General features: G+C 43.4%; 18 protein-coding genes. 5 read left to right on the plus strand and 13 right to left on the minus strand.

Going from position 1 to position 20371, the window contains the following annotated elements:
- Positions 1-91: 91 nt before the first annotated feature.
- The 3 genes from R8N49_RS00255 to R8N49_RS00265 all read right to left on the minus strand — a co-directional run bounded on the left by R8N49_RS00255 (position 92) and on the right by R8N49_RS00265 (position 2045).
- A complete protein-coding gene (locus tag R8N49_RS00255) occupies positions 92-337 on the minus strand; it encodes a hypothetical protein (RefSeq protein ID WP_005375277.1) in 246 nt (81 codons plus the stop codon).
- A gap of 171 nt (positions 338-508) precedes the next feature.
- A complete protein-coding gene (locus tag R8N49_RS00260; protein WP_005375279.1) occupies positions 509-994 on the minus strand; it encodes an acyl-CoA thioesterase in 486 nt (161 codons plus the stop codon).
- Positions 995-1139: 145 nt separating this feature from the next.
- Positions 1140-2045 (minus strand): DMT family transporter, encoded by a 906-nt coding sequence (locus R8N49_RS00265; RefSeq protein WP_158155415.1) that lies wholly within the window; start codon positions 2043-2045, stop codon positions 1140-1142.
- Positions 2046-2143: 98 nt separating this feature from the next.
- On the opposite strand from R8N49_RS00265, the gene R8N49_RS00270 reads away from it, so the two are divergent.
- Complete coding sequence (locus tag R8N49_RS00270; RefSeq protein ID WP_047101782.1) at positions 2144-2932, plus strand: AraC family transcriptional regulator; 789 nt, start codon at positions 2144-2146, stop codon at positions 2930-2932.
- 203 nt (positions 2933-3135) lie between these two features.
- Here the strand turns inward: R8N49_RS00270 and R8N49_RS00275 are convergent, their stop codons facing one another.
- The 7 genes from R8N49_RS00275 to R8N49_RS00305 form a co-directional block, all read right to left on the minus strand.
- Complete coding sequence (locus R8N49_RS00275; protein WP_033906768.1) at positions 3136-4827, minus strand: ABC transporter ATP-binding protein; 1692 nt, start codon at positions 4825-4827, stop codon at positions 3136-3138.
- Positions 4824-6434 carry an ATP-binding cassette domain-containing protein gene (locus R8N49_RS00280; protein WP_186585143.1) on the minus strand — a complete coding sequence of 537 codons (1611 nt, stop codon included), beginning with the start codon at positions 6432-6434 and terminating at the stop codon, positions 4824-4826. Before R8N49_RS00280 ends, R8N49_RS00275 begins: the two co-directional genes overlap by 4 nt.
- A gap of 265 nt (positions 6435-6699) precedes the next feature.
- Positions 6700-8880 carry a TonB-dependent receptor gene (locus R8N49_RS00285; RefSeq protein WP_132936315.1) on the minus strand — a complete coding sequence of 727 codons (2181 nt, stop codon included), beginning with the start codon at positions 8878-8880 and terminating at the stop codon, positions 6700-6702.
- A 94-nt stretch (positions 8881-8974) separates the two neighbouring features.
- Positions 8975-9943, minus strand: a complete 969-nt coding sequence (locus R8N49_RS00290; RefSeq protein WP_054701806.1) for a siderophore ABC transporter substrate-binding protein — start codon at positions 9941-9943, stop codon at positions 8975-8977.
- A 53-nt stretch (positions 9944-9996) separates the two neighbouring features.
- Complete coding sequence (locus R8N49_RS00295; RefSeq protein WP_053307879.1) at positions 9997-10950, minus strand: iron chelate uptake ABC transporter family permease subunit; 954 nt, start codon at positions 10948-10950, stop codon at positions 9997-9999.
- On the minus strand, positions 10947-11891 hold the full coding sequence (locus tag R8N49_RS00300) for an ABC transporter permease (protein ID WP_033906772.1): 945 nt from the start codon (positions 11889-11891) through the stop codon (positions 10947-10949). The genes R8N49_RS00295 and R8N49_RS00300 overlap by 4 nt, the downstream gene beginning before the upstream one ends.
- 761 nt (positions 11892-12652) lie before the next feature.
- Positions 12653-13573 carry a M14 family metallocarboxypeptidase gene (locus R8N49_RS00305; protein ID WP_054578652.1) on the minus strand — a complete coding sequence of 307 codons (921 nt, stop codon included), beginning with the start codon at positions 13571-13573 and terminating at the stop codon, positions 12653-12655.
- A gap of 172 nt (positions 13574-13745) precedes the next feature.
- Between R8N49_RS00305 and R8N49_RS00310 the strand changes: the two genes are divergently transcribed.
- Positions 13746-14651 (plus strand): DUF808 domain-containing protein, encoded by a 906-nt coding sequence (locus tag R8N49_RS00310; protein ID WP_318189845.1) that lies wholly within the window; start codon positions 13746-13748, stop codon positions 14649-14651.
- A 95-nt stretch (positions 14652-14746) separates the two neighbouring features.
- On the opposite strand, the gene pyrC is transcribed toward R8N49_RS00310, so the two are convergent.
- Positions 14747-15775 (minus strand): dihydroorotase, encoded by a 1029-nt coding sequence (pyrC, locus tag R8N49_RS00315; RefSeq protein WP_053350086.1) that lies wholly within the window; start codon positions 15773-15775, stop codon positions 14747-14749.
- 155 nt (positions 15776-15930) lie between these two features.
- Positions 15931-16095 (minus strand): YqaE/Pmp3 family membrane protein, encoded by a 165-nt coding sequence (locus R8N49_RS00320; protein WP_005375297.1) that lies wholly within the window; start codon positions 16093-16095, stop codon positions 15931-15933.
- Positions 16096-16362: 267 nt separating this feature from the next.
- On the opposite strand from R8N49_RS00320, the gene R8N49_RS00325 reads away from it, so the two are divergent.
- A complete protein-coding gene (locus R8N49_RS00325) occupies positions 16363-18180 on the plus strand; it encodes a hybrid-cluster NAD(P)-dependent oxidoreductase (RefSeq protein ID WP_064354885.1) in 1818 nt (605 codons plus the stop codon).
- An 83-nt stretch (positions 18181-18263) separates the two neighbouring features.
- Here R8N49_RS00325 and nadE read toward each other — a convergent pair whose 3' ends face one another.
- Positions 18264-19094, minus strand: a complete 831-nt coding sequence (nadE, locus tag R8N49_RS00330; protein ID WP_005375299.1) for an ammonia-dependent NAD(+) synthetase — start codon at positions 19092-19094, stop codon at positions 18264-18266.
- Between the two features lie 178 nt (positions 19095-19272).
- On the opposite strand from nadE, the gene R8N49_RS00335 reads away from it, so the two are divergent.
- Positions 19273-19806 carry a nicotinate-nicotinamide nucleotide adenylyltransferase gene (locus R8N49_RS00335; protein WP_042521568.1) on the plus strand — a complete coding sequence of 178 codons (534 nt, stop codon included), beginning with the start codon at positions 19273-19275 and terminating at the stop codon, positions 19804-19806.
- Positions 19807-19820: 14 nt separating this feature from the next.
- On the plus strand, positions 19821-20303 hold the full coding sequence (locus R8N49_RS00340; RefSeq protein WP_017635276.1) for a hypothetical protein: 483 nt from the start codon (positions 19821-19823) through the stop codon (positions 20301-20303).
- Positions 20304-20371 lie beyond the last annotated feature (68 nt).

Here is a 20371-nt window from a genome sequence, read left to right on the forward strand (position 1 = left end):
TTACACAGGGCTTGAATAATGCCCTGCGTAGCACTTCACATAAATAACTAGAGCTTAGTAAAAAGCTAAATTGAGGTAGGGAAGGAAGAGATTAAAACTCTCGGCTGGAAGGTGCGCATCCAACGTATTGAAGCAGCGTGTACAAACTTTCTTGCTGCAGTGCGACGCGACGAAATAGATTAGCAAAGGTAACGTCGCCGCCAAAGCAAGTTTGAATGTAATGATTAATTTCTGTTTCGTTATACCCCTCGACGTACATGGTTCTCACCCACTGGTACTCGACCGCTTTTAAATTGGTCAACGTCTCTTCACTTAAGGTCGTTTCTTTTAGTCTCAAGATCCAAACTCTATCCAACTCTAAAATAATGGATGGATTTAAGCAAAGCTAGGTGAAGGATTTATGACAGAGAAGGGCGAGCGTGAAACAAATGGCAAAACCATGATGTAGCTCCACACTCTGGGTCTAGGTAACGTTGAGGTACTTAATAGCGTTCTTAACGGATGCCAGTTACTTGAGATATTTAACGTGTGCTTCCATTTCTTCCCCAATCTCTTTACGCATGTTCATAAGACGGATAGCGGATTGCTCTAAGGCTTTGTCTTCATCTGACTCTGGAATCCATTTCGGTACATCGGTTGGTTTTCCGTTTTCATCTACAGCAACCATGATAACGATACAGTGAGTGGTGAGTCTGTTTTTCATTTGCTTTGGATCACTGGCTTGCACGTCAATCGCAATGTGCATTGAACTTCGTCCGGTATAAATGACTTTCGCGCTAACTTCGACTAAGTTGCCGACATGAATCGGCGCAACAAACCGAATGCCGCCAGCATATGCGGTAATGCAATATTTACCACTCCATGCTGCAGAGCAGGCGTACGCTGCCAAGTCGATCCATTTCATTACGGCGCCGCCGTGCACTTTTCCGCCAAAATTTACGTCGCTGGGTTCTGCTAAAAAGCGAAGGGTAATGTCTCTTTGACCACTGCTCATCTGTCTTTCCTTGATGGGTTATTGTTTTCCCAATTTAGCAGCAAGATGAATTTTCGGGAATAGCGAATGAAACAAAATATTAACTTTTATTCGAACGCTGGAAGTGACAAGCCACAGCGTAGTTCTGTGGCTTGAGGTGTAGATGTTAATTGGCGGTAGAGGCAATCTCAGAATTGGACAATGGTTTTCTCTGTCTTACTTTTATTTGCGACAGGATAACGCCAGAGATGACTAACAACCCACCAATAATGTGGTAAGCGTAAATTTTCTCACCAATTAGTGTTGAAGCAAGTATGACGGAAACCACAGGCATTAGGTTCATGAACATAGCGCTTGAATCAGCACCAATTGAATCAATCGCTTTTACCCACATCAGCGGCGCGAAAATGGAAGCAGCAATACCAGCATAAGCGATTAACGGTAGCGCATCTTGGCTTGGTAACAGTTGCTCACTAGAGAGCCAAAGTGGTGTGAGCATCAAAACAGAAAAGAAGCCCTGCATGTAAACCAGAGTCAGACTACTGAATGGCATTTTCCACCGTTTTAGCAGAACACAATAAGCCGCGTATACCATGGCAGCAACGAGCATTAAGCTGTCACCTTGCGTTAAGTCTTGATGTAAAAAGTAAGTGATATCACCGTGACCAAGCATAAATGCCAAGCCGCCGAGCGAAATGACACCACCGACGATACTTAACATTGATATAGATTTACCGAGCAATGGGACACTTAAAAACACACTGAGCAAAGGAACTAAAGAGGTGATCAGGGCCATATTAGAGGCCGTTGTTGTTAAACCGGCATAGTATCCAAGTGACTGGTTGAGAACCATACCAAGTAACGCAAGAAACGCCAACTTAGCTAAGTAAGGTCGAATAATGTGTCGTTGTTTGATGATTGCAGGCAGGCAAAATGGCGTTAGGAGTACCATTGCGACAAACCAACGGTAGAAACTCATCGCACTTGGTTCAATGGCGCTCGCAGCCATCTTGTTCACAATTGAGTTACCACCCCAAATCATAACGGTGAAAAACGGAAGTAAATAAATCATGAGAACCCTATAGCACATTTATTGATGGCGCTAGTCTGGCAGGTCTTTATAATAAAAAGTATCTCTTAAAAGACATCGTAAGCGATAGGAAGACAATTTTGAAAAAGAGCGCCAGAAATCTTCACCCCTCCTTATCAATCGATCGTGCGCCATCAGATGTATTTATGAATTTCGAAGCGTTTCTCTCTAATACAGAAACACGAATTCATAGCCACCCTTGGGGGCAAGTGCAACTGATCAGCGGTGGGATTCTGGAGATGGATGCAGAAGACACAAGATTTCTAGCACCTCCACATCTTGCTATTTGGGTTCCCGCCGGAGTTCGTCACACTAGCTACAACCGTAAGCCAATCGAATATTGTTCTTTGAACATTGCCCCTGAATTGACGGCGCATTTTCCAACTAAAACGAGCTTGATCAAAGTGACTCCAATCGTGTCATCTATTATTGAGGACTTTCGTCAGCGAGACATTAATGTGGCGCAAACTGATGAAGACAAGCGCTTGGTACAAGTGTTATTGGACCAGCTTGCAAAGCAAGAAGTCGAACATCACTTTTTACCGACTACCGACAATAAGTATCTTGAACCGATTTTAAAAGCAGTAGAAGAATCGCCGACGGATGAGATCAGTTTGGCGGAGTGGGCGGCAAAAGTGCATACCACAGAACGCACGTTAGCGAGACATTGCCAGAGTGAATTAGGAATGAGCTTTACTGAGTGGCGCTTACGTGTACGTTATTTGCATTCTATGGAGTTGCTGCGTAAAGGGCAGACCGTAAAAGAAGTCGCTCTGACGTTAGGTTATAACCAAGCTAGCCCTTTTATCGCGATGTTCAAGAAATACTCCGGCATGACACCGGAGCAATACAAGAATCGATTGTTGTAAAAGTGTAGAGTCTATTTTAAAAAAATTGACAATGCGCTGTATGATGACCGACTCGAAAAGCTGATGGTATTGGAAAGACTTACGTCTATCTTGTGTCAGATTGAGTCAGAATTATAACCTTGAGAATTCGCTTTATTATTATTGCTTTACAACATGCCTGTAAGATTCTTTAGATGATACAATGTGCTAAAGTGACAAAAAACTCAATTGACACCGCTTAGATTTAAGTATTGATTGTTATTAGTTTCTTCAGCCGCCAATTTGTCCCTACTTTTCAAGGAAGTAGAGTTGTACTGTGCAACTATAACTCTTCTACCCTCAATCGTGAGTTCCAATGTGGGTGACCATATATTCTGATCGCGATGCGTCACAATAATCACGGTCGAGTTCAATGTTTGAATATGTTGAGCAATACTTTTTTCGGTTGCTTCGTCTAATGCTGCCGTCGCTTCGTCGAAAATGAGGATTGGCGCCTTTTTAATGAGAGCTCGCGCAATTGCGACTCTCTGTCTTTCACCTCCTGACAACCCTGAGCCTCTTTGTCCTACTGTTTGATGTATTCCTTTAGGAGATGAGTCAATAAGTTTGTCCAATTGTGCGTGTCTTGCAAAGCTCTCAACTTCATAATCACTTGCATTGGGATTACCTAACCGAATGTTATCCGCCAATGTGCCAGTAAAAATGACCGGTTCTTGAGCAACATAGGCTATATGCTGGGTGAGCACGTCATAAGGGATATTCTTTAGATCTATCCCTCCGAGCGAAATAAGACCTTGGTCAGGATCATCAAACCTTAGAAACAGGCCCAGTAAAGTGCTTTTGCCACTGCCACTGACTCCATTGATGACGACGGTATCACCTTGTTTGATCTCCGTGCTAGCATCTTCAAAGAGATCTAAATGGCCCACAAGGTTCAGTTCGAACTTATGGTTTTTGGGGGAGGTTGCAAATTGAGGATTAGGCTCAGGCAGAACAGGGACATTCGTTAACTGAGCGTAATTTTTAATTGAGGATTTTACGTCGTTAATCGCAAAGCCTGCCAACGCGAGTTCACCCAAAGGTGCAGCTGCACGGGTAATCAATATCAATAAAGCCAAGACTAATAAGGGTTGAGTAATCGGCTCTAAGACGAGATAGATGGCGATACCTGCAAGGGGTAAAATCGTTGCCAATCCTGATACTAAGGTTGCGATAGAAGCGTTACGATTAATAGTTGAATGAGCTTCTTCTTGTGCGTGCCAACTCTGTTCAATACGCTCGATTGAGCGCTCAGGCCCCGCTGTTGAGCGAAGTAACTCAAGGTGATCTATGAGCTCAAGTGTTGATTTAGTCGCTTGAAGCTCTGCGTCATGTCGGTCGCTATCTGAGCGACTTAGGTATCTTTGCGCCTTGTACTGAACGAGCAGTGCAACTAGTAACAATACGGCACTGAGTAGTGCAATTTCACCTCCTCCAACGACCCCAATACCGATAATTAAAAATATGGGTAACATTGGAGCGTGTAAAAATGTTTGTAGCTGATGAGCAGGAATGGCCATAAAGCCAGGTATTCCTCGTTCTGCTAGTTGAGTGAGCTGAGTTCTATGCTGATCATTAAACCAAGCTAACTTTGCTTTACTGAGCGAATGACCTACTGATGAATAAAGATCCCCAGCCAGTTTCGCACCAGAGAGAAATCCAGAACGAGTTACAATAACGGTAACTATCACAGTTAGAACAGCAGCTATTATGACGTTCAATGGTGAAGCTTGTTCGACAATAGATATTGCAAGAAATGTGTAAGCCGTTGCCTCAAATAATGCAACTAGTCCCCAACCTATAGCGACTCGATATAGACGGTGCTTTGCACTTTGTGGAATTGTCGAATTGGAATAGAGGGTATTGTGAGCCGTCATACTTCTTCATCCTGTCGTTGAGCCTTTCTGTTGAGCATCAATGTAGTGTCTGCAAGTTTCGCGAGTTCTGAGTCGTGAGTAATTATGATCAATATCTTGTCTTGTGTTTTCGCAAACTTCGCGAGATTTCTGATCACAGTGAAGGCCGTATTTTTATCGAGAGCACTGGTTGGTTCATCCAGTAATAGAACGTTGGCTTGAGTTAGAAATGTGTTAGCTATTGCGACACGTTGTTGCTCGCCTCCTGAAAGCACGCTTGCATCAGAATTGAGGTCAATCTTTAATTGAGCTTGTTGCAAAGCTTGGTTCAGCTCGTCGTCACTTGAACTTGGCGTTGATAGTTTCAAATTCTGCCTAATGGTAGTTTTGAGTACACCGATATCTTGGGGTACATAGCGTATGGCGGAGTATCGGGATATCTCAGAGAGTTTAGACAGTTGATTGCCTCCTAAGGTAACGAAGCCTGAAAGAGGTGTTTCTTGACCTGTTAATAGACGTAGTAACGTACTTTTGCCTGCTCCGCTAGGCCCCATGATGGCTGTAAATGAACCCCGTGGGAAGTAGTGGGAGAAGTTATCAATAATATTAACAGTTCCATTAGCCACTACGATATTTGATGCTTGTAGTGATAGCGGTTTTTCTCCCGCGCTCAAACTGCCACTTTCTATTTGTGGTTGCTGTAAAAAGTCGCTGATGTTCTTTGCAGCATTCTTTCCTGCGTTAACGTAGTCCAATCCATGGCCAAGCTTCAGTGCGGGTGATACGACGGCCAAACCAAAAAAGAATAGCGACGCCATTGCCACGGGACTTAATTCATAGCCAATGGTATAGGCCATTGCGAAAGTCGAAACCGCTTGAAGTAATGCGGTAGCAATTGCTGCTGGAAGGGCAACGCTACCAACCCATTTCACTATGCCGTGAGTAAAGCGTCTTGTGGCATCATTATAGCTGTCGAGTGCTCCTGCTTGCGTGCCGTAAATTCGATTTACTCGGATACCTCTTGTGTAGTCGTTTACTGCGGTAACGATATCACCCATTATTGTCATGCGCTCTTTGCCATGTTTAGCGGCGAACCTAGGTAAAAAGAGTAGGTAGTACAATGATGCAATTAGACCAGGGAGCAGAGTAAGCATCGCTACCGGACCTGTGAGATTCAACATGATAAAAATAGAAGTTGCGGGTACGACAATGAATGTCACGAGTTCTGAAGGCAAATGCGCAACCATGTGGTGAAGCGTGCTGATGTCTTCGGAAACTATGCGACGCAGTTGATTATCACCATATTGAGAGATGGTCTTGCTTGGCAAGCGCGTCAAGTGCTGAGCAACTTGGCGACGTAATCGAGTGGAAAACTGCGACTCGGCATCATGAACTAACCACGAGCCCACTGATGAGGCAAGTGCGCTAGCCGCCCAAAGTCCTATGGCACCGTAAATCCATTGGTTTGCAAATTTATCGATAAGGTTTATCAAGCATAGCAGTGCACCAACTTTTGCCACAGCGGCAAGTGCTTCACAAAACGTTCCCAAAGCAAGCTTCTTAATCGATGGCTTTAAGGCTGGCATTAAGCTAGGCGTAACGTAATGTTGGCTGATTTTACTTATCATATTGTCACCTTATCTAGCCTATCAAGCGAAAATAAGGAGAACGTGGTAGAGCATATTGAGCTCTTATCGTTTTTCATATAAAGCCTATGGAAGTGGACGTTGATGGATTATGTTTTGAATTAACTTTGGCCGTAGGTGTTGCGAGCTCTTTGTCTGCTTGAATGTTGAAGATGAGTACTTCCTTTGATTTGTTGTGAATTTTCATGAACAGCCAAATGGGAGTAAGTCCCCCCTTAGAAGGCAGGCTAAAGGGGAGGTGGAGGGATTAGAAATCCGCAGTAGCTGACAGCATCACTGTACGTGGTGCGCCAAGAGCTAGGTCCGCATAGTGGGTGGTTGTCCAGTAATCTTCATCCAGTACATTGTTTACGCTAAGGCGCCAAACCACGCTTGTTTCAGCAATTTTTGAGTTGTAGCGTGCGCCAAGATCAAGAATAGTCTGTGCAGGTAATGCCTGAGTGTTTTGTGCATCAATGTATTGTTCAGACATATAGTTCGCTTGGCCGATAAGCGTGAGATCACGCATCGCAGGGAGGTTCCATTCTAATGCGAGTTTAGCTTGTAAATCGGGTAGCTTAGTTGCTTGTTTCCCCTCCTCTGTCACATCTGTTGCTTTTGTAATCTCTGCATCTGTATAGGCGATACCACCGATGAGTGTATAGTCCTTTGATAGTGTGCCGTAGAACCCCCATTCAATACCGCGATTGCGCTGTTCACCACCGAAAGAAAAAATGTTGGTATCCGGATCTTGGTACCCATTTGGCTTTTTAATCTCAAATAAACTGAACGTATGAGCAAAGCCGTCCAGGTCAAGCTTCACGCCTGCTTCAGTCTGTTTGGTTTTTTGGGGTTCAAAAGCCTCTCCTGCGTTTGCAGCGCTAGAGCCTGCTGTTTTCCCATTCGTTAAGCCTTCGGTGTAGTTACCATAAAGCGAAACTGAGCTCGAAACTTTGTATAATGCTGCAAGTGCGGGAGTGTAAGTACTTTCCTTAAACTTGGTGGTAGGAAGCGACATTCCGTTCATTATTATTCCAGATTCATAATCAATGCTCTGGTAACGCAAGCCGAGCGTGATTTGGTATTTCCCATCAACAAAAGATAACGTATCGGCAATGCCATAGCTGACCTGAGTTGAATCGATAGGTAAACCATAGTAGTTGTCGTAAACTGAATTTTCTGGTCCCCAAACAGGATCATAAATATTCGAGTTCCAAGGGGCTGGATTATTATTACCTGTTGGAGAATCATTTTTATCTTCTCTAAAGTAAGTACTATTCAGTACAAGGTGGTGTTCTACTGGGCCAGTGTCAAAGTTGCTACGAACACCTATCTCACCTGAAGTCCGTTTGTTCTCAAGCTTAACTGATCCGAGAGATACCTCTAGGTTACCCTCGTTATCGATGATTTTGATTCGTTGCGGTACATTTGAATGAAAATCTGTACGGCTACCACCCAATGCGCTGTACACAGTTACAGAGTCACTAACGCTTAGCTCCCCGCGAATCATCATCCCTTTATCTTCGCTATCATTGTAGGCCCAACTTGGCGTCAATAATGTGTCAGATAGAGGAGGTGATGGGATTTTGAGACCAGAAGCGATGCTTAACCCACGGTTTGCACCTTCAACTCGCTCTGTACTGTAGTAAAAATCTGCTTCAAGGAAAGCAATGTCATTACGCCAATCAAGGCTTAATGATGCAAGTTGAGTTTTGTTGCTTTGGTTGTTTATCGCGGTGTCTCCATCTTTAAATGCACCGTTGAAACGAATACCAAATTCTTCATTTGTACCAAAGCGACGTCCAATATCGATATGTCCTCCGAATTGAGTGTCCGATAAGTAGCTGCCGGTGAAAGATGTGATTGGTGTTTCTTGTGCTCTTTTTGTCACTAAGTTGATGGTGCCACCAACAGATCCATTCGGTGGCATACCGTTGAGCAAAGAAGCAGGACCTTTAAGTACATCAATACGTTGATACATTTCAGGAGAGGTTCGGTAATAAGGAGCGATACCATACAATCCATTAAGCATAACGTCGCTAATGTCTGAGTTGAAACCTCTTATTTTGAAACTTTCTTTGTTTAAGCCGGTTTCACCGCTGGTGAAAACAGAGGGATCAGAAGCTGAGATTACATCTGAGATATCGCGTGCTTGTTGGTCTTGAATGTGTTTTTCTGTGTATCCAATCGTATTGAAAGGCGTTTCCATGAAGTTTTTGTCGCCAAGCATTCCTATATTACTCGCGTGAGAAACTTTGCCAGCGGCATAAACTCTGTTTGCTTCACCATAAACTGTCATTGATTCATCTACGACTTCTTCAGCTTGAGCGATACTAATTGGTACGACAAAAGTACTAAATTGAAGTGAAATAAAGAGGGCGATATGACATGGGCTTGGTTTGTTTTTCTGTGAAGAGTCCATCGCTATCTGATGATAGTCATGAGTCATTATAGATTCCTTTTCTTTGTTTGGGCTAGCTCACATCCGTTCTGACGTCGATTGAGTGTTGAATTACTTAAGATCCAACTCATTGTTATTAGATTTAGCTTTGGTAACCTTTTAGGATGTCTTCAATTATGATTTTCAGAGATGTGATGCTTGCTGAAGTGATGTACCAAGCATCGGCATCAACAAAAACGACGTTGTCGTTTTTCCATGCTTTGGTTTGACGGAGTAGTGGGTTTGCTAAGTGTTCCGCATCAATGACAGGCTTTCCTTCCATTACTGCTGTTCGATCAATGATGTAAAGAATGTCTGGATCAGCTTGGCTAATGAACTCGCTAGAAATTGGCTGACCATGCAAACCTGTCTCCACTTTTTCACTCGCTGGTTTTACCCCCAGAACATCGAAAACGAAGCCATAACGAGACTCAACGCCAAATGAGCTGAAAGCACCATTGTTATGCATGACAACCAAAGCTTTTTCAGAACGCTCTTTCGTAACAGCGCGCACTTCTGCGACTTTTGCATCGATTTCGGCAACTTTCTGTTGGGCTAGCTCCTGCTTTTCAAAGATCTCACCAAGCTCTACAAGGTGTTTCTTAATGGTATCGACGTGATGGTCACGACTATTACGGTAGTTGATGTCAAAATGTAAAGTCGGAGCGAGTTGAGAGAGTTCTTCATACTGATTAGCATGTAGCGGAGTCATCAATACGAGATCTGGTTTTAGGGCATAGATCTTTTCCATATTAGGCTGAACTATCGCACCAAGATCCGCTATCTCAGGTGTGTCTTTGTATTTCGCTAGAAAGTGAGGAACAAAGTCTTTCACCATTCCTGAGATTGGAACATTTAGCTGATCTAAAAAGTCCACTTCGTTCATATCTAATGCTGCCACTCGTTGAGGGCGATGAGAAATAGTAGTTGCTCCGAGATTGTGTTCAATCACGATGAGCTTTTCTAATGGCTGAGTATCTTCAATTTTAGTTATTTCCGGCTCGCAACCTGATAAGGTTCCTAGAGCGCAGCAAGCAAGCGCGATACTCAAACGTAGGGGGCTCTTAAACATGGGGTATTTCCTTTTTGTCAGTGAGTTGTCTTTAAACAGGCGAGTAACAGTTTTCATATTTGGCTTCTTGTTCTTATCGTGATGGCTAGGAAATATCCCCCACAAAGGACATTCACCAAAATAGAGACGGTGGTTTTAAAGTTAAATAAGTGCTCTACCAGAAGTTGACCAGACAAGAACATGACAATTGCAATAGCACAAGCAACGAGCAATATGTGTCTGTAGTTCGGTGCGCTAGTAACGGAATAAGCAATATTGGCAATAAAAATTCCCATAAAAGCCGTTGGGCCAATCAAGCTCGTCGAAATTGCTACTAAAATGGCGATTACAGCAAAGAACTTTGGTACATATTGCTTATCATTTAGTCCTAATGACATCGCTTGGTCTCGACCTAGACCTATCACATCTAGCTCGCGTGACCATCTGTTAGCAAAGAGTGCCAAAACGCTTAACGCAATACTGGAAAAAAGTAACGTAGAAGGTTTCGCTCGCTCAAACGAGGTATAGCTGAGCCCTTGAAGGATAGAGAATTCTCCAGGGCTTATTCTGAGCTGGATAAATTGAGCAAGAGTTGTCAGCACCATTGTCAAAACAAAGCCAATCAGCAGAACTTGGTGCATGTCATGTTTAAATCTATTGAGTACCCAAGATTGAATCGCTAAGGAATACAACAGAATGAGTATTGCAGAGACAGCGAAATTACCGACAACACCTAATGTAGCAATGCCAGAAGTGCCCCCTAGTAATAAGAGTAGGGTTTGCCAAACCAGATAAACCGACTCATATCCCATAATGGATGGCGTAAGAATACGATTACCAGCTAAAGCTTGGAAAATAACAGCAGAGATGGCCACGCAGCTGCCCCCAATAACTATGGCACCAAGTTTAATCAGCCTCTTAGGGATGACGTAATCAAAATCCCACCCAGAGCTTGTAAAGATAAAGGCGATAGACAGTATGCAAACGAGTATAATGCTCACTCGCATGTTTGAGTAATGTGATCTCATACTCGTGCTCCTTTCAAAAGAAACACAAGAAACATGACTCCCCCGATAGCACTGGCTGTTAATCCAATTGGGACTTCAAAAGGAAAGGCAACAACTCTGCCTATGACATCGCAAAAAATAAGTAACGAAGCGCCGCCTAGTGCAACGATTGGTAGGGTGTTTTTAAGGTGATCGCCATATTTTAGTGCGACTAGGTTAGGTATGACTAAACCGATAAAATGAATGGCACCTACGGTCACCACTGTTATAGCAACTGTCACGGAAACTAGCATTAGACCCAAGGCGGCAGTGAACGCAATATTAATTCCTAAGTTGGACGCAACATCTTCGCCCATTCCCATCACAGTAAACTTATGTGCATATAAGTAAGTCAGTAGGGTGATGGGTAAAATCAAGAAAATTATTTCATAGTGTTCTTGGACCACTTTGGAGAAATCTCCCATTAACCAACCGGACATACTCTGTAAGATGTTGTTTTGATAAGCATAAAACTCCGCTATAGCACTTAGTACACTACCAAACATAAGCCCAATCACAGGTATTAACGCAGAGTTACTGAATTTAATTTTTCGTACGATGGCAATGTAGATAAGGCCAGCGGCGAAGCAAAATAGTACGGCGAAGAGCATACGTTCAAGCTTGTCTGAGGATGGAAGCATGACGATAGATACCAAAATACCGAGCTTTGCCGCATCGATACCGCCTGTGGTGCCCGGCTCAACAAAACGATTTCTAACAATATGTTGAAGAATAACACCACATATTGCGAGACCAGATCCGGTAAGAATTAGTGCGATTAGCCTTGGTAATCTGCTAGCAGTAATCGGTAGCCAAGCTTTGTCATCCATGGTCAGCAATAACGACCAATCTAGTTGGTTTGCGCCGACGAAAATTGAAGTTAAGCACAGTATAAAAAACAGGCTTACTACGTGAATACTCATACAGAATCTGCCCCAAAATAAAGTGAGTTTCTCTTAACTTATGACTTGGGGATGGAATACGAATAATGAATATCTATTCGCATATAGGTTCTAAATTCCAACAAAACATAACCAAGTTATTTTTTATAAACATTAAGGTCACAATCCAGCCCTCAAAGTATCACTAGGCCATACCTAAAAATTCAACGTGCTGATTTAGCTTTAAAACTGGATTAACTAGCAAAAGAAAAGTGCCGCTTTCAATGCAAAGAGAAAGAGGTTCTCGATTTAAAATTAAAATACAAATGATAATTATTTTCATTATATCTTTGTTTTTTCGGTTAAGCAATGAGGTTCATATATGTTTCTCTAAAAAGATCAATCGCGTATAAAAAACAAGGCAATGGCTAATGCATGTGCTTTTGGGTAAGTGATTAAAAAATAAAGCCAAAGAGCATTAAGCTTTCTTATTGTTTAAGGATGTTTTTCGCTTCAGAAGCTCGTTGGTTGAGGTTTGATTTAAATGGTATGACGATAGTTTGTTCAGGAAGAGGAGTTAGTAGTGACGATGATGTCTAGATGTCGTTTGTATTTTAGGATTTATTAGATACCGCATTAAAATAGCGTCATAAAGTCGTGATGCTTCGCATCTTCAGTGTTAGCGATGTTAATGCGGTAATTTCTAATAAACTAGCGGATTAATGTCTCAACTTGCTTTTGGAGCAAAGTAAAGCTGATTCACAATTCAAAGACATCGTCAGTTGCTTTATTGTTAACCTGTGTTATTCGAGCTTACTTAGTACGTAATTCAAACCACCAACTACGGCTGCAACTTGCGCATCGTTGCATTCTTCGTCGGTCACCGTTGGGCTGTCTGGGTACACTTCCGTTGTCGTGCCGTAAACGCAATTTGTTACGCCGCCACACAGGCCCAGTTTTACCATTGGGTAGTTGATAACGCCAAACTGTACGACGGGTGAACCGATGATTTCGCCGTTTTCATCTGCTGGTGCAATGTGAGTCACTTTTGCAACTGACTCAATGACCGCTTTTTGGAAGTCAGGCTGAGGGTTTTCACTATCTCCCACCGTGTAAAAGCCATCTGGGATCATACCTTCAATGTACTCAATACCATCACGAGCAGCTAAGGCTGGACGGAACTCAGTTTCGTCAGAATCTGTCGTTTCATGTAGATCAATGTGCATTAACACATCGCCTAAAGTTGCAACTAGCTTTATGAGGTTAGCGGATTCTTCGGCAGGACTATCCTTATAGAAAGAGCGGTTTGGATCAATCGCGTTTGGATTCCAGCGGTTGATCACCTCGTAACCCCAAGGGCTTACGCAGGGGGCAACGACAATATTGAAATGCTCTGCATAGCGCTCTGCTTCCGTTTCTACAAACTTTAATGCGCCATGTACACCGCTGGTTTCGTAACCGTGCACGCCGCCTGTGACCAACACAACAGGTTTAGTTGAATCCCAATTGCGTGTTTTGATACAAAACAGAGGGAAGCGTGCCTCGTTGTATGAGAGCGCACCATATTGTTCAACATCAAAATGCCCGCGTAGGGCATCGATTTTACTGACGACTTCATCTTGGTAGCTACGTTTTACTTCTTGCGTTGCTAACCAAGCTTTACGTTCTTCTTCGGTCCAAGGTTGGCCAGGAGTACCGATCGGGTAAATGTATCCACTTTTCATCTATACTTTTTCTTTTGACTGCTGAAAGGTATCACAAGACTAGACCCGTCTTATCGTTACGGCAATATAAAACACCATTTGGGGTGGTATTCTTTGCAAAATCATCACTTTGATGAGTGATTCATTGGTGTTACATTTTGTTACTTACTCAATTTCATATAAGAGACCAAAAATGGCTGGAGCAAGTTTACTCACACTGTTGGACGATATTGCCACGGTGCTTGATGATGTCGCCTTAATGTCAAAAATGGCGGCAAAGAAAACCGCAGGTGTGTTGGGAGATGATCTAGCGTTAAACGCTCAACAAGTGTCTGGTGTTGCATCTGAGCGAGAGATTCCAGTAGTTTGGGCGGTTGCAAAAGGCTCATTCAAAAATAAATTGATTTTAGTTCCTTCAGCTTTACTTATTAGCGCGATTATTCCATGGCTTATCATGCCATTATTGCTAATTGGCGGCTTATTTCTCTGCTTTGAAGGGGCAGAGAAAGTACTTGAGAAAGTGTTTCCTCACTCGCATCCGCACGAAGGAAAAGAGGAGCTAGTTAATACTGGCGAGTCGATAGAAGAGTATGAAAGGCGTAAAGTTTCTGGTGCAATTCGAACAGACTTTATCCTTTCAGCAGAAATCATCGTGATTGCGTTAGGTACCGTGACAGGAGCCAGTCTTGTTACGCAAATTTTAGTTGTCAGTTTAATTGCAGTGATTATGACGGTTGGGGTTTATGGACTAGTCGCTGGGATTGTGAAGCTAGATGATTTAGGCCTTTACCTTGAAAGTCGCTCAAACGGTAAAGGTTGGGTGGCGAAAGTCGGAGGGGCCTTGGTCGCTTTTGCACCAAAGTTGATGAAGTTGTTAACCATTGTAGGAACTGCTGCGATGTTTTTGGTGGGTGGAGGAATTGTGGTGCACAACGTGCCAGCCATTCATCACTTTGTAGAGCCGATTATTATGAACTTTAGTGGCCATTCGGTTGCTACAGCCATTTTGCCTATTTTATTGAACGGTATTATCGGCTTTGTGGCAGGGTTAGTTGTGGTTGCGGTATGGACGATGGTTGAAAAGCTTCGTGGTCAATAATCACATCTAAAACATGAGACGATAGTAACAAGGGTCATGACTTCTTTTTACAAAAAGCATGACCCTGTTTTATAGGTGAAACGTCAGTAAAGTACTTACTTCACTTTCCACTCGATCTGTTCATTTGCTCGAATAGGCACAACGATATCATTGCCAAATGGCATCGTTTCTGGCACATCCCAAGCGGATTTTTCTAACGTTACCGTATCTGTGTTACGTGCAATGCCGTAAAAATCAGGACCGTTGAAGCTTGCGAAAGCTTCCAAGTTTTCCAACTTGCCTTCTTTTTCGAAGACTTCTGCATAAAGCTCTAGCGCTGCGTGTGCAGTGTAAGAACCAGCACAACCGCAAGCCGATTCTTTTGCCCCTTTCGCATGTGGCGCTGAGTCTGTACCTAGGAAAAACTTCTTGCTACCACTAGTTGCTGCTTCGATCAGCGCTTGCTGGTGGGTTCCGCGCTTAAGAATTGGCAAACAGTAGAAATGAGGTTTAATACCACCCACAAGCATGTGGTTACGGTTGAAAAGAAGGTGGTGGGCAGTGATGGTAGCCGCTACGTTGTCTGAGGCGTTGCTAACGAAGTTTGCTGCGTCGGCGGTGGTGATATGTTCTAGAACGATTTTAAGATTAGGGAAGTCATTGACGATAGGAGCGAGGACGGTATCAAGGAATTCTTTTTCTCGGTCGAATATATCAATATCGTGATGTGTTACCTCCCCATGAACCAAAAGTAACATTCCTACTTCTTCCATTGCTTCTAAAACGTGATAAATGTTTTTCGCATTGGTCACACCGGAATCTGAGTTTGTGGTAGCGCCTGCAGGATAAAGCTTGGCAGCAACAATGTTTCCGGTGGCTTTAGCCTTACGTACTTCGTCTGGTGTCGTGTTATCTGTAAGGTAAAGCGCCATTAAAGGCTCAAACTGCTCGCCATGTTGCTCTTTGAGAATTCGGTCACGGTAGGCTAGGGCGAGCTCAGTTGTAGTAACAGGTGGGACGGTATTTGGCATAATCAGCGCACGGCCATTGTAGCGGCTGATGTCGCGAACGGTGTCTTTAAGAACTTCCCCATCGCGTAAGTGAACGTGCCAGTCGTCAGGACGAGTGATAGTCAGTGTTGTCATTAATTGCTCCCACCATTGAAAAGTTGTCTGATTGGAGCCTAAGCGCCGTATTTGCTTTTGAGCAAACGCTTGCGCTTAGGCGACAGGATGATAGAGGAATTGCCCTCATATTTCATCCCATTTTTCAATTTTATAAAGAGTGAGAGTGTAAGTGGTTACTTCATTGTTAACCAAAGCGCGTGGATCGTACCTGGTAGAAAGAAGAAACACGTCAATATTAGATTAATCAAAAAGTCTTTATTTAGACCTTTCTCCATAAACACCGCGACAGGCGGAAGAAAGATACATAACAAAATCAGAACCAGTTTTCTTGTATCCATAATTAAGCTCCAAATCGATAAATGGGAGTAGTGATAACTTGGGTGAATTATGTGTGTCGTATCACACTTTATCAAACGGTATTTGGTCAGAACGGTGTTAAAAAACGCGAATGTTGAGTGTAGTAAATACTTGTCACTAAAACCAAATTTATAAGAATATGGTTTCGAGAAAGTTGCGATGGATGAAGAGGCAGTAGACTCTGCAACTTAATGTGATTTGAGTATACAATACCGCAACAAATAAAAAACACCCGTAGGAAGAAGGCAATGTCGCAACCCGTTTTATCCCAAATTAATGTTTTTCCGGTTAAGTCAGTTGGCGGATTATCGCTGTCGTCCGTATGGGTTGAGAAGCAAGGATTGAGCTTCGATCGTCGCTTTATGATTGCGAAAGCTGATGGCTCGATGATCACTGCGCGAAAGTATCCGCAAATGGTAACCATTAAGTCTGCCTTATTGTCCGATGGAGTGGTGTTTAGTAGTTTGGGTATGGAGCCACTTAAAATCCGTTACCAAGATTTCAAAATGCAGGAGACACCTGCAACGGTTTGGAAAGATACATTTACTGCCTATACCACGACAGATGATGCAGATGACTGGTTTAGTCGTGTTTTGGGGCAGCGCGTTGAGTTGTTATTTAGTGGTGAGCAATCGAATCGTGTCCGTGAAAAGCTAGGTCAAAACGTCAGTTTTGCTGATGGTTATCCGGTTTTAGTGATCAGCCAAGCTTCACTTGATGAGCTGAATCGAAGAAGTTCAGAGCTGCACTCAATGGATCAGTTTCGTACTAACTTAGTTGTCTCTGATACTAAGCCATTTGAAGAAGATTCATGGAAGCGCATACGAATCGGTGAGGTAGAGTTTGAGTCTCTCAAACCTTGCGAGCGCTGTATCCTGACTACGGTGAATACCCAAAGAGGCACATTCCGTGAGAGCAAAGAGCCGCTCAAAACCTTGCAACAGTTCCGTGCAAACGATGTCGGTGGTGTGTTCTTTGGCCAGAATCTTGTCGCGCGAAATGAAGGCATTATTCGTCAAGGCGATAAAGTTGAAGTATTGGAGTACAAAGAGCCGGAGTTTTACGCAGATAACTCGCCAGTGCGCATGAAGCTTACATGTGTTGAGCGTGAAGAAATTGCCCAAGACTTTGTGACCTTATGGTTAGAGCCAAACAAAGGTTCGTTGCCTAATTACTTGCCAGGACAACACCTGCCAATAGAGGTGAATATTGATAGTAAGAAAGTGGGTCGACGCTATACCTTATCATCCAGTCCTTCTCGTCCGGGTCGTTATGCTATTTCTGTAAAGCGTATCGCGGGCGGAAGAGTCTCTAACTCACTCTTAGACAACTTACAAGTCGGTGATGTTTTAGAGGCAGAACAACCTGACGGTCAGTTCCACCTTAAAACGCATGAAGCGCAGCCTCTGCTGTTACTCTCTGCGGGTAGCGGAGTAACACCAATGTTATCAATGGTGCGTTACTTAGCGGATCATAATCAGTTGGAGAACGTGGTTTTCTACCATCAATGTCGGACCGAAAATGATATTCCGTGTCGCTCAGAGTTGGAGCAGTTAAAGCGTGAGCACCCAGGGCTAGAAGTAAAAGTCTGTTTAACGCAGCCTGCCGTTGATTGGTTTGGGTTAAAAGGGCGTTTAAGTTTGTCACACATTAAGCAAATCAAAGATGTTGAACAGCGCCAAGTGTTTGTGTGTGGTCCTGATGGTTTTATGGAGAAAGCGAAAAATCTCCTGCTAAGAAAAGGGCTGCCAGAAGAAAACTACCATCAAGAAGCGTTTGGAGTTTCTTCTCTTACGTCAAAGCCAGAGAAAAGTCTCGCTATTGACTTTAATGGAACTAAAGTCGTAGGCAACAACCAAAAAACGTTGTTAGATCAGCTCGAGGATGCTGGGAAGGTTGTTAGCAATAGCTGTCGTGCTGGCTTATGCGGCGCGTGTAAGGTTCAGCTTACGTCGGGTCAAGTACATCATCCGGACGTGCCCGCGTTGACTGATGAGGAACGTGCAATGGGAACCGTATTGGCGTGTTGTGCTGTGCCAGAGACGGACGTAACAGTAACCAACTAGGCGAGAACGTCTTTGTCCTTCGACAAAAAAACGCTGCTATTTTTAGCAGCGTTTTGAGTTTTAAAGAGAGCTGAAAATATCGCTTAGTCGTAAATCGTCGGGATTGGCTGGCGTTTGTGCTGCGTTGCTTTGTAAATCGCTACCAGACGGTCACTTACTTGCTGTGGAACGGGTTTGCCCTCTAAGAAATCGTCGATTTGCTCGTAAGTTAAGCTTAGGGCATCTTCATCTGCTTTTTGTGGAGCAAGCTCTTCTAAGTCTGCTGTTGGCACTTTCTTCACTAGTTGCTCAGGTGCACCCAATGTAGCAGCCACTTCACGAACTTGGCGTTTACTTAATCCGAACAATGGTGCCATGTCACAAGCGCCATCACCAAATTTAGTGTAGAAACCAGTGATGTTTTCTGCTGAGTGATCAGTACCAAGAACAAGGCCGCCTACGTAGCCCGCGATCTCGTATTGAGCAACCATGCGAGCACGCGCTTTTACATTGCCTTTTACGAAGTCGACTTTTGCTGCATCAGTTGGTAGAAGGTCTGTGCCTTCTAATGCAACGTGAGAAGCCGAATGAAGCCCGTCAACACCTGCTTTGATGTTCACCGATACAGAATGGGTTGGCTGGATAAAAGACAGAGCGAGCTGAGCCTCATCTTCATCTTTTTGCTCCCCGTAAGGCAGACGAACTGCGATAAATTGGTAGCTATTGTTGCCCGCTTCTTCGTTTAGTTGGTCTACAGCCAACTGAGCTAAACGACCACATGTCGTTGAGTCAACGCCACCGCTGATGCCAAGAACAAGAGACTTACAGCCCGCTTCTTGCAATTTACGCTTAATAAAAGCGACACGGCGTTCAATTTCAAAATGCGGATCAATTGAAGGGAGTACGCGCATTTCGTCACGGATGGATTGTTCCATTTAGGGTTCCTTTTCCTGCAAATATTTCAGACTCTAAAGCGCATTTGCTCAAATGGTGATAAACCATACAGTTGAGGCTCATTAAACGCGACTTTAGGGTCAAAAGCTGTAAAGATTAGTAGTATCATACCGAAATCATCAGATTAGAAAACTCTCTTCAACCAGGTAATCACCGGATATGAAAAAAATCGCCATTTTTGGTAGTGCATTTAACCCACCTAGTTTAGGGCATAAAAGTGTTATTGAGTCTTTGAGCCACTTTGATCTCGTGCTACTTGAGCCAAGCATTGCACATGCTTGGGGCAAGAACATGCTTGATTACCCAACTCGGTGCAAAATGGTTGATGTGTTCATCAAGGATATGGGGCTTTCTAATGTTCAGCGTTCTGATGCGGAGCAAGCTTTATACCAACCTGGACAAAGTGTGACGACCTATGCGTTGTTAGAAAAAATTCAAGAAATCTACCCATCTGCCGATATAACTTTTGTCATTGGTCCTGATAATTTCTTCAAATTTGCTAAATTTAGTAGAGCTGAAGAGATTACGGAACGTTGGACTGTTATGGCATGTCCTGAAAAAGTAAAAGTCAGAAGCACAGATATTCGCAAAGCATTGGCCGAGGGTGAAGAGATCGGCGCCTATACAACACCTTCCGTAAGTGATTTATTACTTAGTAAAGGCTTATACAGAGAAACATTGTCTGGGAACTGAGAGGTCAGATTTTCATGGTCAGAGTCGTTTTATTTAGTGCATGTGCGCTGCTTGTGGTGACACAAGCTCATTCCGCGTGTAACTATTTTTCTGATCGTTCCGTGGTGTTTGAAGATAACACGCTTCCAATCTGTGAAGAAATTTTAGATTCCATCGGCGTGTTAAGTACTGAAGCATTGATTTGGTATGCAGCGGAAGCGAAGCTTGAAGGACCAACAGAAAACTATTGGGAGGAGTGGGCGATTAAGCCGGAAGACACCCCACTTCTAACTCAAAACTTAGAAAAGAATTACTTTGGTCTTGGTTTTTGGATGCCGGAAGAGCTCCGAGACGAAGAGAGTAAAATGGATACAGAAGAGTGGCTTCGTAGTCACGGGTTGATGTTCAGCGTCGGTTTTGGTGATAAATCAGACGGACAGCCAAGAATGCGGTTTGATTATCGTTGGCACGAATATTATGACGCTGACTGGATGATGCAGATAGAAGTACCTTTCTAGACATCTCAAGCAAATGAAAAAAGGGCGTACATTATCAATGTACGCCCTTTTTGTTTTTACTTGAATCT

This window comes from Vibrio sp. 1978 (assembly GCF_033344345.1).